The sequence below is a fragment of the Nocardia carnea genome (assembly GCF_029868855.1).
GTDB classification, from domain to species: Bacteria; Actinomycetota; Actinomycetes; order Mycobacteriales; family Mycobacteriaceae; genus Nocardia; species Nocardia carnea_A.
The window spans coordinates 21309-37781 of the sequence record NZ_JARWOV010000040.1 but is presented as its reverse complement, the minus strand read 5'-3'; the positions used below and the strand labels follow the sequence as shown (position 1 = coordinate 37781).

Below are 16473 nucleotides of genomic sequence, written 5' to 3'. Positions count from 1 at the left end.
ATGGTCGATTTCGGTCTCATCGACGAATGGAATCCCGCACCCGGGCGGGTGGTGAGCTGGGAGGCGACCCCCGCCGCACGGGCCGCTGCCGCCGCGGCACCCGCGCACAGTGCGCCACCGTCGCATCAGCAGGAGCATTATCTGCGGCAGGTGTACCGTAACGCCGGAACCGATTACCGGAGTTCTGGGTTGTGCCTGGTCACAGCGGAGGTACCGGCCGTGCTCGACCGCGTGGCGATGACCCGTGCGGTCAACGAATTCCTCACCCGGCACGATACTTTCCGCAGCCGGTTCGAGCTCGAGCCCGACGGCACGCTACGACGGCATCTGATGGATCCCGGCGAGATCGATTTCACGCCCATCGATCACGGCCCGCTCACCGATTCCGCCGCGATCCGAGCGCTCGCCCAGGCGCGTACGCCCGCCCCCACCCGGTGGGACTGCTTCACCTTCTGGGCCGTCGAACACGACGAATCCACCACCGTGTTCATGGCGATCGACCATCTGCACACCGACGGTGTGGGCCAGCACATCTCGTCGTTCGAATTGGCCTGCCTGTACGCGAAACACGCCTGGGATCAGGCCCCGCCTATTCTGCAACCCGCAAGTTACACCGAGTACTGTGCCCGTGAACGCGCCGCCTCGGCGCGGTTGACCCTCGCCTCCCCCGAGGTCGGCGCATGGTTGCGGCTGCTCCGCGGCAACGACGGCGAACTGCCGTCGTTCCCGCTGGATCTGGGTCTGCGCGAGGGCGATACGCATCGCAGCGCGCATCGCACGATCACCTTGTTCGGCGAAGACGCGGCGGCTCGCTTCGAGAAGGTCTGCCGGGACAACGGTGGCGAGTTCGCCGGCGGGGTGTTCGCCGCGGCGGCCCTGGCCGAACGCGAACTCGCCGACAGCGACTACTATTTCGGCATCACACCGCTCAACACCCGGGCCACGTTCGAGGAGATGGCTTCCATCGGCTGGTATGTGGCCCTGGTTCCGGTCGCCTTCCCGATCGGGATGCGGTCCTCGTTCGAACGGACGGTGGCGCGGGCCCAGCGGGCCTACGAGAACGGGATGCGGCTGAAAACCACCACCATCCACCGGGTGCTCGAACTGGCCCCGGCCGACAGCGGTATCGCGGTCGGGCCGAACTGGTCCAACCCGATGATCTCCTATGTCGACGCCCGTGATTTCGCCGGTAGCGAGTTCTTCGATATCGCCCGCAGCGGTCTGTACGGTAATCGCGCGGCCAGCGAGGAAGCCCTCGTCTGGATCAACCGGTTGCCGAACGAAACCACGATCAGCGTGATCTACCCGGATAATCCGGTCGCCCACGATTCGGTGCGGCGCTATCTGGACACCTTGGGCGGAATCCTCCGGGCAGCCGCGACCGGGCGAGAGTAGGTCGCCCTCAGTCCACCGCGAGGGCTTCCACGATCGGCATCCGCGCCGCACGCAGCGCCGGCGGAACGGATCCGAGTAGCGCAAGCAGCAGAGCCACCACCCCGTAGACCACCAGTAGCGGGCTCGGTTCGTAGACGACGTCGATGGTCATCGCATGGCCGATGGCGATCGCGGACAGGTACTGTACCGCGGCGCCGACGAGCAGGCCGAGCACCGCGCCGATCAGGCCGATCCCGGCGGCCTCGGCCAGCACCGACCGCAGCAGGAAACGGCGGCTGGTACCCATCGCCCGCAACACCCCGATCTCGCGACGGCGATCCAGGACCGACAGCATCAGGGTGTTCAGTAGCGCGATGGTCGCCACCAGGACGACGATCCAGAGGATATTCGTCGCCAGCGCGGTCCCCTGGCGCAGACTCGCGGAGGTGGCGGCGACGGCTTCGCGGCCGGAATCGATATAGAGCTCCGGCGGCACCACCCGGCGCAATTCGGCGCGAACGGTATCGGGATCGGCGCCCGGAGCCAGATCCACGGCCAGGGTGGTCTCCCCCGGCCGCTGGTACCAGCCGCGCATCCGGTCGAGATCCATCATGATCACACCCGCGATCGCGGAGAAGTACGGGATCACCTGCAATACCCGGACCTCGTGCCGGCCCGTCGGCGTCGGCAGGGTGAGGGTATCGCCCGCGGCGACATGTAATGACCGGGCGACGTCCCGGGAAACCACCACGCCCTCACCGGTGACGAGCAGCCGGGCGGTTTCCGGGCTCATCTCCGAGCTCAACCTCGTGTTGTCGGAACCCGCCGGAAACCCCTGCAGCAGTACCCGCCCGGCGCCGACACCGGCGAACGCCAGCTGCGCCGGATTCACCGCCGCCACACCGGGTACCGCCTCGAGCTGTTCCTCGAGACCGTCGGGAAGCAGCGGGCCGGTCGGGAACTGTGCCATGGACCCGGGGGTGACCCAGAAGTCGGTCGCGGCCAGATTCTCGAAACTCACGGCCGCCGAATCGACGACGTTGCGGGTCGCGCTTCCGGTGGACACCACGGCCGCCACTCCGATCAACACCGTCATCGCCGTCGCCCACACTCGGCGTGGGGCGCGTTCGAGGGTGGTGGCGCCCAATGCGCCCGGACCGCCGAACAAGCGGGCGATCGCGCCGGCCGTGCGCACGATCGGGCCGGTCGCGGCGAAACACAGCACGATCGCGGCACCGAAGGACAGCGAGATCGAGGCCAGCGACCAGATCCCGAAATCCGTTTCGGCGAGGTAGATCGCGGCTCCCACCATGATCAGACCGAGGACCACCGCTGCCCGGCGCAGCGCCGGGCGCACGGTATCGGAGGCCGCCGCGCCCACCGGCACCAGCGCCTCGATCGGCTGTACTCGGTATACCGCCCGGGCCGCGAACGCAGATGCCGTCACACTGGCGAGCACACACAACGCGATCGCGACGGGTATCGCGTAGCCGGGCACCTGGTATTCGGTGCGGGCCTCCACCGATTGCAGGATGGCGGCGGGCAGCTGGTCGATCGCGATACGCCCCATCAGGATCCCCGCGCCCGAGCCGAGAATTCCGCCGAGCATGCCGACCAGCACCGACTCGGCCAGCAGATCGCGCACCATGGGTGCGCGGCGGCCGCCGATCGCGCGCAGCAGCGACAGGGTGGGGCGTCGCTGGGCGATAGCCATGGCCATGGCGTTGTAGATCAGGAATGCCGAGACCACCAGTGCTGCCGCGGCGGCCATCAGGGTGGAGTAGCGGATGATCATCACCGCGCCACCCGCCTGGGCGGCCCGCAGGCCCGGGTCGGCGACCACGGCACGGCCGGCCACGGTATCGGTCAGCGCGGTACGCAGCCGGTCGATATCGGTGCCGGGCTCGGCGATGATCTGGATCGAATCGAGCTGCCCGGTGCGGCCGGTGAGCTTCTGCGCGGTCGGCAGAGTGGTCGCGATCAGGTATCCGCCGTTGAGTTGCCCGGCGCCGTCGGCGTCGAGTATCCCGGCCACGGTCGCCGTGCCGGAACCGAGCGGAAACGTCTCTCCCACCCCGTATCCCATGGCCGCGCCGGTCAGCACGCCGTTGGGTACGGTCAACAGTTTCGCGGCGTCCGAGCCGAGCGATCCGGTGAGCGAACTGCCGAGTTCGGCGATCCGGGGGTCCGCACCCACCAGTAGTGCCCGGTCCTCGTCGGCACCGGTCTGGGCACGCAGCATCGGTACCGCCGTGCGCACCCCCGGGGTCGCCGATACCGCGCCCAGCAGATCCTGACCGAACCCCGCGTCGGTGATGCCGCTGATCTCGAGCTGGGCGTCGCCGCCGAGACCGGCGACGAGCTTGTCCACCGAACCGGTCACCGAACCGGAGATACTGAACACCGCGACCAGCAGCGCCGCCGACACAGCCATGACGATCAGCGACATGAGCGACCGGCCCCGATGGACCAGCAGATCACCGATATTGAACAGCCGGAACCGGTCCCACCCCGCGGCGATCATCGCACTCCCCGGTTGCCGGGCTCGGCCACGCGACGCACAGCCCTGATTCGCCTCACGTCTACTCTCACACCCCGGTTCCTGTCCCCGCCCGCACGTCCCCGATGCCGTCCATCCTGGTGCATCCGGGCTCCGTGCGCCATACCTCGAACAGGTTCGGCAGTGGCTCCGGATCCGCTACCCGGGTGTCATACCGCTCCGTGCCCACCGGGCCTACACAGCCGGGAGTGATACACAGATTCCGGCCGTGGCCTACGACAATCCCGATCCTCGTGGCGCCCGGCAGTACCGCCCCGCGCTACTCGCGTTCGGCGCGGGCGAACATCTCGAGATGACCGCAGCGCACGCACCGGTAGGTGTCGACCGCGCGCCGTGGCCGGCCGAAACGTCTGGCACCGCCGAAAATTCCCCGCTCCAGGGCGCCCTCGATCCAGCGAACATGCCCGCCGGACCCTTCCCCGCGATCCTCCAGGAATCCCGGTTCCAATTCCGTTCCGGCGCAGTAGGTGCACCGCAGTTCCTTCATACGACCATGATCGTCGATCGGCGCGGGTCTCACGCTCCGATGGCTCGCGCGATATGCGGCCAGGAATCGTGCAGGTCGTATTCGAACTGTCCCCAAGTGTGCGCGCCGGCCGGTCGGTCGATGTGTACGGTACCGACGCCGAGTTCGGCCAACCGGCCGGCGAAGGCCGAGGTACAGGCACTGGCTACGGCCTCGACGGGCGGGAAACCCCAGCCGCGGTCGATGGCGCCCGGGATTCCCGAGGCCGCGGAGAGGTACACCGTTTTGCCCGCGAGCCGCGAGGCGTGCCGGAAGGCGTCGTGCGCCTGCCACCCGGGACCTCCGGGCGGGCCCCACATATTGCCGGGGTGACCGCCGCCACGGACCACTTGGGCGGCCACCATCGCGACCCCGGCCGTATCCGCGGACCACGGACAGCCGCTGTAGGAAGCGACCGCCCGGTACCGGCCGGGCGCCTGGATCGCCAGGTCCACCGCCGACCCGCCGCTCATCGATACACCGGCTATCGCGTTGCGGCCGGTCGTCGCGAACCGGGCGTCCACCACCGCGGGCAGTTCCGCGGTGAGGTAGGTCTGCCAGCGGGCGCGGCCCAGCGCCGGATCGTCGGTATGCCAATCGGTGTACATGGTGTACGCGCCACCGATCGGCATCACCACGTTGACGTTCTTGTCGGCGAAGAAGTGCCGGACATCGGTATCGTCCCACCAGGAGATACCGTCTGTCCCGCCGCCGATACCGGTGAGCAGGTAGATCGTGGGAGCGGGCCCGCCACCGGCCGCCGGGATCACCCGATTGGTGATCACCCTGTTCATCGCCGGGGAGAACACGTCCAGCTGGATCGCGCGGCCGCCGAGTGGTCGTTCCGCGTCCACCCGCGGGCTCGGCGCGGCCGCCGCGGACGGGACGAACAGTGATATTGCGGCGACACACACCGCACTCGATACCGCAATCAGATATTTCCACCGCACTCCTCCCTTGTACCCGTTCTCGCGGCGCAGCAACGTCCCGCGGCGTTCCCATGTCGGCATCAGTTGCCTTGCGCGGGAACCGAGTCCGGCACGGTGGACAGGCTCGAGGCCGCCCGCCGGATCCCTGCCGCCGCCGGACCACCGGGCTCCCGGCGGCCACGGCGGCAGGGCCCCGGGCCCGCATCGGCGGGTCCGCGCGCACGGTCCGGGGGGCACCCGGTAGAAAAGAACAGAGGCAGTCAGCCGTGCTCGCGAGCGAACCGCACCTGTTCGCGGACGCGGCGCGACCGGCCGGAATGGTAAAACTGTCGAACGAAAGAGCAGGTTCATGGCGTCCTCCACAGCGCGTGCCCAGATCGGGGTCACCGGCCTGGCGGTGATGGGCAGCAATATCGCCCGAAACTTCGCCAAGCACGGCTACACCGTGGCCCTGCACAATCGCAGCGTCGCGAAAACCGACGCACTGCTCGCCGCGCACGGCGGCGACGGTGATTTCATCCGCACCGAAACCGTCGCCGAGTTCGTCGCGGCCCTGGAGAAACCGCGCCGCGTGCTCATCATGGTGAAGGCCGGTGACGCCACCGACGCGGTGATCGAAGAGCTCGCCGCGGCCATGGAGCCCGGCGATATCATCATCGACGGCGGTAACGCCCTCTACACCGACACCATCCGCCGGGAGGCGGCGCTGCGCGAGCGCGGCCTGAATTTCGTCGGCGCCGGTATCTCCGGTGGTGAGGAAGGCGCGCTCAACGGACCTTCCATCATGCCCGGTGGCCCGGCCGAATCCTACGAATCGCTGGGTCCGCTGCTGGAGTCGATCGCCGCGCAGGTGGACGGCACACCGTGCTGTACCCATATCGGCCCCGACGGCTCCGGGCATTTCGTGAAGATGGTGCACAACGGTATCGAGTACGCCGATATGCAGTTGATCGGCGAGGCCTATCATCTGTTCCGCGCCGCCTTGGACCTGGACCCGAAGCAGATCGCCGATATCTTCACCCAGTGGAACTCCGGCGATCTGGAGAGCTATCTGGTGGAGATCACCGCCGAGGTTCTCGGGCAGGTGGATGCGAAAACCGGTAAACCGCTGGTCGATGTGATCGTCGATGCCGCGGAGCAGAAGGGCACGGGACGCTGGACGGTGAAATCGGCCCTGGATCTCGGGATCCCGGTGACCGGTATCGCCGAGGCGGTGTTCGCCCGGGCGCTGTCGGGGTCGCGGGCCCAGCGCGCCGCCGCCAAGGACCTGGCCGCGGGCGAACTCGCCGCCAAGCCCACCGATATCGTGCAGTTCACCGAGGATATCCGGCAGGCGCTGTACGCCTCCAAGGTCGTCGCCTACGCCCAGGGCTTCGATCAGATCGCCGCGGGTAGCGCGGAGTACGGATGGGATCTGACGCCCGGCGATCTGGCCACCATCTGGCGCGGCGGCTGCATCATCCGGGCCCGCTTCCTGAACCGGATCAAGGAGGCCTACGAGACCGATCCGGCCCTGCCGAGCCTGATCTTGGACCCCTATTTCCGCAGCGCTATCGAAACCGCGATCGACAGCTGGCGCCGGGTCGTCGCCACCGCGACCCTGCTGGGTATCCCGGTGCCGGCGTTCGCCTCCTCGCTGTCGTACTACGACGCCCTGCGCGCGGAGCGGCTCCCGGCCGCGCTCACCCAGGCCCAGCGCGATTTCTTCGGCGCGCACACCTATGAGCGGGTGGATGCCGAGGGCAAGTACCACACGCTGTGGAGCGAGGACCGGTCCGAGGTCCGGACCAGCTGATCATGCGGTGCCGGGCGGATCGTTCTGCCCGGCACCGGCCACCCCTTGACTCCGGTCAGGTGACCAGTTGCAATGGGATGTGTGAGCTACGACACGATCATCAAAGGCGGCCGCTGGTTCGACGGCACCGGCGCACCCTCGGCGATTCGCCACCTGGGGTTGGACGGCGACCGGGTCGTGGCCGTATCGGAGACCCCGCTCGACGAAACCGGCTGCCCGGACGTGGTGGACGCCCGCGGCAAATGGGTGCTGCCCGGGATGATCGATATTCATACCCACTACGACATCGAAGTGCTCGAGACACCGTCGCTGTCGGAATCGGTGCGGCACGGTATCACCACGGTGCTGCTCGGCTCCTGTTCACTGTCGACCGTCCATATCGATCCCACCGGAGCCGGCGATATCTTCGGCCGGGTGGAGGCCATCCCCCGCCGCCACGTCATCGATACCCTCGACGAGACCAAGACCTGGACTTCGGCCGGCGAATACATCACGGCACTCGAACAGCTGCCCTTGGGCCCGAATATCGCGGCGATGCTGGGCCATTCCGATATCCGCACCGCGCTGATGGGCCTGGACCGGGCCACCCGTAAGGATGCGCGGCCCACCCCCGCCGAGCTCGCGGATATGGAAGCGGCACTGTGCGAGGCGCTCGACGCCGGGTTCGTCGGGATGTCGGCGCAGCAACTGCTGTTCGACAAGGTCGACGGCGAAACCTGCCGCTCGCGCACCCTCCCGTCGACCTATGCGAAGGCCCGGGAACGCCGGCGGCTCAACGCGATCCTGCGCCGGCGCGGACGTATTCTGCAGGGCGGACCGGATATCACCTCGCCGCGCAGTCTCGGGGCGATGATCTTCAGCAGTCTGGGGATCGCGCGCAAACGGTTGAAGACCACGCTGCTCTCGGCCGCCGATATCAAGGCCAATCCGTTCGCGGTCGTGCTCATCGGCACCCTGGCTCGCCTGGTCAACGGCCTCGGCGCGGATTTCCGCTGGCAGCATCTGCCCGTTCCGTTCGAGGTATACGCCGACGGAATCGATCTGGTGATCTTCGAGGAATTCGGGTCCGGCGCCGCGGCACTGCATCTCGCCGATCGGGTGGAACGTGATGCGCTGCTGGCCGACCAGAATTACCGTCGCCGGTTCCGCAAGGACTACGACGCGAAGTTCGGGTTGCGGGTCTGGCACCGCGATTTCTTCGATGCCGAGATCGTCGACTGTCCCGACGAGGCGGTGATCGGGAAGACGTTCGGTCAGGTGGGAGTGGACCGGGGCGGTGTGCACCCCGTGGACGCCTTCCTCGATCTGGTACTCGAGCACGGGACGAAACTGCGCTGGCGCACAACTATTTCGAACCACCGCCCGGAGGTCCTGGACCGGTTCGCGGCACATCCCGGAATCCAGCTCGGTTTCTCCGATGCGGGTGCGCATCTGCGGAATATGGCCTTCTACAACTTCGGTCTGCGTTTCCTGCGCCGGATGTATCAGGCCGAGCAGGCAGGACATCCGGTGATCCCGCTGGAGCGCGCGGTGCACCGCCTCACCGGCGAACTCGCCGACTGGTACGACATCGACGCCGGACATCTGCGGGTGGGCGACCGCGCCGATCTGGTGATCGTGGATCCGGCCGGGCTCGACGATTCGCTGGACGCCTACGCCGAGAGCCCGGTCGCCCAGTACGGAAATCTGCCGCGAATGGTCAACCGCAACGATGCGGCGGTGGCGGCGGTGTATATCGGGGGGCGTTTCGTTTTCGGCGGCGGAGCCGCCGATCCGGTGCTGGGTACCGAGCGCACCGGCCGATTCCTGCGAGCAGGGCAGCGCTGACCGTGAGGACGGCCGGCGCGGATCAGCGCCGGTCCTCGGGTACGGCGAAGGACTCCAGGCCGAAACTGCGGAGGGTCCGGATCAGCTTCTCGTACTGGAGCCGGTTGTATGCCAGCGGCTGGAGTAGCAGGCGGTCGGGAAGGTTCTGCCAGGCCCAGCGCAGCAACCGGACGTAGACTGCGAATTCCTGGTCGTGCCACGGCTTCAGTTCGAACCCGGTCAGCTCCTGGACCCGTGGATGCATCGCTTTGGACGAGCACACCTGGATCACATGACCCGCGACCGGCCGCACCACCAGCCATATCGGGGTGAGCGCTCGCCTGACCGGCGACGGCAGGCCCAGGGTGGGCAGCGGCAGTTCGGTGAGTCCGGCGAATTTCTCGACGAGGAACGGATTGGCGCGCAATTCCTCGGTCGCCATCGTGTCGTAGTATTCGCGGGCCTCCCCGAGATCGGCGGGCAATTTGCCTGCGGCACTGGGAAGTTCGAGTTCGGAAAAGGCCTCGCGCAGCATCCGGTAGGCCGCTTCTTCCTCTTCCGGGCGCAGTTCGGTGCCGGTGCAGTACGTGAAGGTGTTGAGGACGACGAAGATGCCGCTCACCGCGATCCACTTCCACGTGAACGGGCTCAACGCACTGTATTTCACCTCCCCGAAATCCCCGGCACCGGTGCCGCGGACATCCCGGTGACGGAGTTTCAGCCAGTCGGCCTCGGCGCGGCGGTCGTCGGAATCGCCCCACAGCGCGATCATCGCCGACGCACCGCTGCGCACCCCCCGGTCGGCGAAATTGTCGGCGAACCGGCCGGTGCGGTCCACCGAGGCGGCCACCGGCACCAGCGCGACCTGGTCGAAGGCCGCCCCCGCGAAAACCCCGGTCAGGACGCTGCCGGAATGTTTACGGAATTCACGCAGGACTTCGGGTCGGATCCCGGAATCGGTGGACTCTTCGGCGGTGCGCACCCTTGCGTTGTTCGCCATCTCGTCACCTCGGCAGAGTGATAGTTTGACCAGCCCAAGACTATCACCGATGGCGGTACGCGCACTACTGTCGGCGTAAGCCGGGGCTTCGGTGATGATCCCGCCGCGTGGCGGGCCGGTAGGCTGGTGCGAATGGACACCACCGCTGCGCCGTGGACCGAACTGCAGCAGTTGGACACCAGAGCACGCGGAATCGTCGACGCGGCCCGCGACTGTTTCGCCGCACACGGATTCGAAGAAACCACCATGGTCCGGATCGCCGAAACCGCCGGTGTCGGCGTCGCCACCGTGTACCGGCGGTTCGGCACCAAATCGGCCATCCTGCGCTACGCGCTGATGGCCGAATCGCAGCGGGTCTCGACGATCGTGGCCGATGCGATGCACCGGTCGGCCGACCCGGTCGGCGCGCTGGCGGAGATGTTCGCTGCGTTCGTCAGCGAGGCCACGGCGCCCCGGCTGCTCACCCGCAGCCTGCGGTCCTCGGGCGGCGCCGGGCCGCTCACCGATTTCCTCACCGGTGACGATGCGGTCGCACAGGGACGCGACCTGGTGGCCCGCTTCCTGACCTACTGGCAGCAGCGCGGGGAACTCGGCAGTTTCGATCCGGAGGTGGTGGCCGAACTGTTCGTCCGGCTCACCATTTCGTTCATCGCCAACCCGCGCGGCGTACTACCGCTCGGCGATACCGAGGCCGCGCGCGAATTCGCCCGGCGCCACCTCGCACCGCTGATGTACCCATACCCCGGCGGCGGCTGAGCCGGCCCAGGTCAGGCCGGTGACAGGGAGACGGGGACTCCGTTGAACACCGCGTTGCCCGAAGGTACGTCGAGGATCGAATCATCGGTCAGTGTATTGGCGTTCACGCCGGGGTTCTCCGCCGCAACCTGCTGCGTGCTGCCGGCGTGGCCCCATCCGTGCGGCAGGCTCACCACACCCGGCATGATCGTATCGGTGGGTTCCAAGGGGACGGTCAGCGAACCGGCGGCCGATTTCACGATCGCGTGATCACCGAGCCCGAGCCGGGCGATATCGTCGGGATGGATCTGCAGCGTACAGCGATTGGTGCCGCCGACCAGCCGATCCACATTGTGCATCCAGCTGTTGTTCGAGCGCAGGTGACGGCGTCCGATGAGCACCAGATCCGCCGGCGCCGAACCGGCACGCAGTCGCTCGATATCGGCCAGTAGCAGCTCGGGCGCGAGTTCGACCTTTCCGGAAGCTGTCCGCAGCACCTCGGGAAGGCGGCGCCGCAGTGGACCGAGATCGAGGCCGTGCGGGTTGTCCAGCAGGGTTTGTAAACTCAGCTCGCCGCCGTTCCAGGCCCCGTAGGGTCCCAGGCGGAGCATCAGGTCCAGGCGCTGTTCGGTCGTGGTGGCTCCGAGGAGATCCGGGCGGCGTTCTGCGAGCCCCGCACGCTGCAGCGTATCGCCGATGACGAATTCGTCGAAGACGGCGAGCGGGTCGAAATCCGCGGTGGGATTGTGCGGTTGCCCGCTCACCGCCGCGCCCAGCCGCACGTAGACGGCGGCCTCGGAAGGCCGGTCGTCCAACGGCACCAGCGGCGGCGAGTACCGGGCGTAGTTACGCACCGCGAACTGCAGCAGCGCGAAATCGTAGTGCGGGGACTGCACCGGACGGGGTGGCGGCAGGATCACATCGGCGTGCCGGGTTGTCTCGTTGAGGTAGCGATCGACGCTCACCATGAAATCCAGACCGGCGAACGCCTCGTCCAGCCGCGGGCCGCTCGGGGCGGACAACACGGGGTTTCCCGCCACGGTGATCAGCGCTCGGACCTGACCTTCACCCGGCGTGGTGATCTCGTCGACGAGGGTGGCGACCGGCAGCTCCCCCATCGCTTCCGGCAGCTGCCGGACCCGGCTGCGCCACCGGCCCGGCCGGAAGGGTTTGGTGCGGACGATGCCGCGTGCGGCCGCGGTGGCGAACATGACCCCGCCGGGGCGGTCGAGGTTGCCGGTCAATGCGTTCAGTACGTCGACCAGCCATTGCGTCAGGGTCCCGAATTCCGCTGTGCAGGTTCCGATCCGGGCATACACCGCGGCGGCGGGGGCGGCGGCCAGCTCCCGCGCCAGCCGGCGCACTGTCTCGGCCGGCACACCGGTACGCTCGGCAACCAGTTCCGGCGGGAAATCCGCCGCCGCGGCCCGCACCTCCTCCACCCCGTTCGCCTGGACGGCGATCTCGGTGAGGCCCTCGGCGAACAAGGTGTGCACGATGCCGAAGAGCAGATAGGCATCGGCACCGGGCCGGATGAACAGATGCTCGTCGGCGACGGCCGCTGTCCGGGTACGGCGCGGATCCACCACGACCAGCCGCCCACCGCGTTCCCGCAATGCGCGTAGACGACCCGGGAAATCCGGGGCGGTACAGACCGAACCGTTGGATTCGAGCGGGTTGGCACCCAGCATCAGCAGATAGCCGGTCCGATCGAGATCGGGCACCGGCACGGCCAACGGGTCCCCGAACAGCAGACCGCAGGCCAGCTGTTTGGGCATCTGATCGGCGGTGCTGGCGGAGAACAGGTTCTTGGTGCCGAGGGCGCGGATCAGCGCCGGGGCGTACAGGGTGCCCGCGACGGTATGGGCGTTGGGATTGCCCAGATACAGCGCAACCGCCTGGTTGCCGTGCGCGGACTTGATCGCGGGAATGCGGTCGGCGATGAGGTCGAAGGCTTCGTCCCAGCTCGCGGTACGCCAGGTATCGGTCATCCGATCCCGGATCATCGGCTCGGTGAGGCGATCGGGGTCGCCGTCGAGGCGGCCGAAACTGGCGCCTTTCGGGCAGAGGAAACCGGCGCTGAACGGGTCCTGTTCATCGCCGCGGACCGACGTCACCCGGTCGTCGGCGTCCAGGGTGATTTCGAGGCCGCATACCGCCTCGCACAGCGGGCAGGTGCGCAGCAGATTCCGGGAACCGGTCACGGAATCGATAGGAGACGTAGGTCGGGCCATGACTCCATCATGGCCCGGCGGCCCGGTGCTCGAGTAGTGTTCCGCCGTTTCCACGGATATAACTGCGGCGCTCCGCCCTCAGTCCGCTGCGCCCCAAAGCCCCAGGGCCGGGGCTCGGCCGTCAACCGGCCGGTAGTAGGTCCCGGCGTCTCCCGGCCCAGGCCTCGATTCCCGCCCTTGTGTAGCCGCAGCAATACCCGGGACTCATCGCGGTCCGCCGGTGGCCGGACGGCTGCACCGGCACCTTCCGGCCGCCGGTCAGCGCCTTCCCACTGACGGGCTTCGGTACGAGTTGCCGGACATGCTGTCAGAGGTGCACCACACTGCCCGAACCGGCCGACTCCCGGGCCGCCTCCAGGATTCGCAGGCCGGCCATGGCGTCGTGCGGGTCGACCGGTACCGGTGTGCCGTCGATTACCGCGTCGGCCAGAGCGCGGTAGAAGGCAAGATAATCGCCGGGCAGGGTGGGGATCACCGACTCCTCCGGATCCGCGCCGAGGATTCCGTACCGTTCGGGTTCCACCGTTCCCCAGGGTTTCCCGTCATCGGGGCGCCGTCCGCTGCGCAGCGCGGCCTCCTGCGGATCCAGCCCGTAGACCTCGTAACCGGCCTTCTCCCCCAGCACCCGAAAACGCGGGCCGAGCCGCGGCGCCACCGCACTGGCCCACAGATGCGAACGCACGCCGCCGGTGTGGGTCAGTGCCAGGAATACGTCATCGTCGGTGCTGACCCCGGGACGCCGGGAATCGAGCTCGCAGTAGACGGCGCCGACCGGACCGAACAGGGTCAGGGCTTGATCTACGAGATGGCTGCCCAGATCGTAGAGGGTCCCGGCGGCGTCCGCGGCGGTGCCGGTCTCCCGCCAGCCGCTCTTGGGCACCGGCCGCCACCGCTCGAACCGGGATTCGAACCGGCGAACCCGCCCCAGCCTCCCCGACGCGGCGAGTTCGCCGACGGTCCGGAAATCCCCGTCCCACCGGCGATTCTGGAACACCGTCAGTACCCGGCCGGCTTCCTCGGCGTACCGGATCACCTCGGCGGCCTCGGCCGCTGATACCGCGAACGGCTTGTCCACCACCACGGCGACCCCCGCCGCGAGCGCCCGCACCGCCAGCTCGGCGTGGGTACGGTTCGGTGCCGCGACGACTACGACATCGATCCCGGAGAGGTCCGCGAACAGAGCATCGGCATCCGGCACGACTCGGACGCCCGAATGCTCGCGCCGGGCCTGCTCGCCCCGATCCCGCGAGCCCGTCACCACCGCGGCCACCCGCAGCCGCGGTTCGGCGGCGATCAACGGTGCGTGGAAGACCGCACCGGCCAAGCCATATCCGATGATCGCGACGCCGAGACTGCTCATACTCGCGACGTTACCCGGTGCCGGCACTCACCCACCGGAGGTCAGGAACGACAGCCGCACCTGTCGATCGGGATTGTCGACGTTCACGTCGACCAGGGCGATGGACTGCCAGGTCCCCAGCGCGAGTTCGCCGTCGAGTACCGGAACGGTCGCATACGGCGCGATGAGAGCCGGCAGTACATGGGAGCGCCCGTGTCCGCGCGACCCGTGCGCATGCCGCCAGCGGTCGTCGGCCGGCAGCAGATCCCGCAGCGCGGCCAGCAGGTCCTCGTCGCTATGGGCACCGAGCTCGATGATGGCCACACCCGCGGTGGCATGCGGGACGAAGACGTGTAACAGCCCGTCACCACCCGCCTGCTGCACGAATTCCGAGCATTCACCGGTGATATCCCGGACCGTCTCGGTGTTCCCGGTGCGTACCGCGATCAGTGTGCTCCGCATATCCCGCAGCGTACGCGTCGGCGGATCGGCGCCTGCCGGTGTGCGCGCGGCCCGCCGCGTCGCGCCGAGCAGGTGTTTCCGGCCGCCGCGGCAAGTCGCGGCCACACCCTGTGCGCGCGACTCGACGAGCATCGCAGTTTTCCGGATGGCCCGGCCGTCACGGTCCCGCACCTCCGTCCGCGTCGCGTGAGCCCCGCTGACGGTTACCTCGGCAGGCAGGGTCCGCGAGCCCCGGAGGAGAACGAGCGATCGGGCGAGGACCGCGCCGGCATCACCTGGTGCCGTGCGGCGTCGCGTTCCGGCGGTTCGCGAAGTGGTCTGCGAGCCGGCTCAGGATCGGCGAGCAGCCGGCGTCCACCGTGCGCGTGGCCAGGCCGTCGCTGCGGGTGGCGCCCCGGTTGACGATCAGTACGGTGCCGCCGCGGCGGGCGACGCGGTGGACGAAGCGGCGGCCGGACCACACGGTCAAACTGGAGCCGGCGACGAGGACCACCTCCGCCGAATCCACCAGTTCGTAGGCCGCGGCGACGCGCTGCGGCGGGACATTCTCGCCGAAATAGACGATATCCGGCTTCAACAGTCCGCCGCAGCGTATGCAATCCACCATGCGGAAACCGGCGATATCCTCGACCACCGCGTCCGCGTCCGGTGCGACCTCCAGGCCGGTCACCGAGGGGACGGCGAAACCGGGATTGACCCGTTCGAGGCGCTCGGCGAGCGCCATCCGGGAGATCCGGTCACCGCAGGCCAGGCACCGGACCTGTGCGTAACTGCCGTGGAGGTCGAGCACCCGCCTGCTGCCCGCTTTGGTGTGCAGGAGGTCGACATTCTGCGTGATCACACCGGCTACCACGCCGCGACGCTCCAGTGCGGCCAGCGCACGGTGCCCGTCGTTCGGCCGGGCGGCGTCCATATACCGCCAACCGACGTGATTACGTGCCCAGTACCGTCGGCGGAATTCCGGATCGCCCACGAACTGCTGGTAGGTCATCGGGTTGCGTGGCGGCGAATCGGGCCCCCGGTAATCGGGGATACCGCTGTCGGTCGAGATACCGGCGCCGGTGAGCACGACCACACGGCGGTCTCCGATCGACGCGACCAGATCGTCGACCGGATCCACGTCGCGGACCGGGCGATCATCACTGAGCAGCGCCGTATCGGACATGCTCCCGAGAGTACGGGTGCTCCGGCATCCTCACATCACCCCCGCGGCGGCAGGTGCGGCCTCCCGGCGGCGAATCGGCGGTGTAACGCCGGCCGGCCCGGAATCAGGTCTGGAGACCGGCGAGCTTTCCCGCCTCCGCATCGAGGCCGAGCATGGCCAGCAGATTCCGGCAGTCGGCGGCATCGGTGGAGTGTCCCGCGACGATCCGGGCGGCGACGGCGCTGCGACGGGCGACCTCGGCCCGCTCGGCGCTGCGGATCTCGGCGAATTCGGCCAGTTCGACCTCGGGTAGCGCGTGATCGACGGGGGTGGGGCGGCTGGATGTGCCAGGCATGGGTCTCCTTCGAGGTTGCTCGAAGCCTACGCTGCGCACGGGTGCGGCACAGCCCAACCGGAAAACCTCCGGGTGCCACCCGGTGAGCCTCGACGGCGCGCCGGGGTGCCGGCAGCTGCCCGTGCACCCCTTCCCGAGGGGCCGCTACCGGAGTACGGTGCGGCGATATCCGGCAGCCCTATCGCGGAATTGCCGATTCCGGCGAGTGCCGATCGATTGCCCGAATCGCCGTGGG

13 protein-coding genes are annotated in these 16473 nt (G+C 68.4%); 4 read left to right on the top strand and 9 right to left on the bottom strand.

What is annotated here, in order from left to right; genetic code table 11:
• Positions 1-1395, top strand: a complete 1395-nt coding sequence (locus QH195_RS03345) for a condensation domain-containing protein (protein ID WP_280434283.1) — start codon at positions 1-3, stop codon at positions 1393-1395.
• Between the two features lie 7 nt (positions 1396-1402).
• Here QH195_RS03345 and QH195_RS03340 read toward each other — a convergent pair whose 3' ends face one another.
• The 3 genes from QH195_RS03340 to QH195_RS03330 form a co-directional block, all read right to left on the bottom strand.
• Positions 1403-3898, bottom strand: a complete 2496-nt coding sequence (locus tag QH195_RS03340) for an ABC transporter permease (protein WP_280434282.1) — start codon at positions 3896-3898, stop codon at positions 1403-1405.
• Between the two features lie 295 nt (positions 3899-4193).
• A complete protein-coding gene (locus QH195_RS03335; protein WP_280422846.1) occupies positions 4194-4421 on the bottom strand; it encodes a hypothetical protein in 228 nt (75 codons plus the stop codon).
• A 29-nt stretch (positions 4422-4450) separates the two neighbouring features.
• A complete protein-coding gene (locus QH195_RS03330) occupies positions 4451-5449 on the bottom strand; it encodes an alpha/beta hydrolase (protein WP_280434281.1) in 999 nt (332 codons plus the stop codon).
• A gap of 268 nt (positions 5450-5717) precedes the next feature.
• On the opposite strand from QH195_RS03330, the gene gndA reads away from it, so the two are divergent.
• Positions 5718-7163, top strand: coding sequence for an NADP-dependent phosphogluconate dehydrogenase (gndA, locus tag QH195_RS03325; RefSeq protein ID WP_280434280.1), 1446 nt, complete (start codon positions 5718-5720; stop codon positions 7161-7163).
• A gap of 81 nt (positions 7164-7244) precedes the next feature.
• Complete coding sequence (locus QH195_RS03320) at positions 7245-8990, top strand: N-acyl-D-amino-acid deacylase family protein (RefSeq protein WP_280434279.1); 1746 nt, start codon at positions 7245-7247, stop codon at positions 8988-8990.
• Positions 8991-9012: 22 nt separating this feature from the next.
• Here QH195_RS03320 and QH195_RS03315 read toward each other — a convergent pair whose 3' ends face one another.
• Positions 9013-9969 carry an oxygenase MpaB family protein gene (locus QH195_RS03315; protein WP_280434278.1) on the bottom strand — a complete coding sequence of 319 codons (957 nt, stop codon included), beginning with the start codon at positions 9967-9969 and terminating at the stop codon, positions 9013-9015.
• A 132-nt stretch (positions 9970-10101) separates the two neighbouring features.
• Between QH195_RS03315 and QH195_RS03310 the strand changes: the two genes are divergently transcribed.
• Positions 10102-10725, top strand: coding sequence for a TetR/AcrR family transcriptional regulator (locus QH195_RS03310; RefSeq protein ID WP_280434277.1), 624 nt, complete (start codon positions 10102-10104; stop codon positions 10723-10725).
• Between the two features lie 11 nt (positions 10726-10736).
• On the opposite strand, the gene QH195_RS03305 is transcribed toward QH195_RS03310, so the two are convergent.
• The 5 genes from QH195_RS03305 to QH195_RS03285 form a co-directional block, all read right to left on the bottom strand.
• Positions 10737-12938: a molybdopterin oxidoreductase family protein gene (locus tag QH195_RS03305; protein ID WP_280434276.1), complete on the bottom strand. Its 2202-nt coding sequence runs from the start codon at positions 12936-12938 to the stop codon at positions 10737-10739.
• A 307-nt stretch (positions 12939-13245) separates the two neighbouring features.
• Positions 13246-14298 carry a Gfo/Idh/MocA family oxidoreductase gene (locus tag QH195_RS03300; protein WP_280424742.1) on the bottom strand — a complete coding sequence of 351 codons (1053 nt, stop codon included), beginning with the start codon at positions 14296-14298 and terminating at the stop codon, positions 13246-13248.
• 27 nt (positions 14299-14325) lie between these two features.
• Positions 14326-14739 (bottom strand): secondary thiamine-phosphate synthase enzyme YjbQ, encoded by a 414-nt coding sequence (locus QH195_RS03295; protein ID WP_280424743.1) that lies wholly within the window; start codon positions 14737-14739, stop codon positions 14326-14328.
• A gap of 271 nt (positions 14740-15010) precedes the next feature.
• Positions 15011-15904, bottom strand: coding sequence for a Sir2 family NAD-dependent protein deacetylase (locus tag QH195_RS03290; RefSeq protein WP_280434275.1), 894 nt, complete (start codon positions 15902-15904; stop codon positions 15011-15013).
• A gap of 103 nt (positions 15905-16007) precedes the next feature.
• Positions 16008-16238, bottom strand: a complete 231-nt coding sequence (locus QH195_RS03285) for a hypothetical protein (RefSeq protein WP_280424745.1) — start codon at positions 16236-16238, stop codon at positions 16008-16010.
• Between the last annotated feature and the right edge of the window lie 235 nt (positions 16239-16473).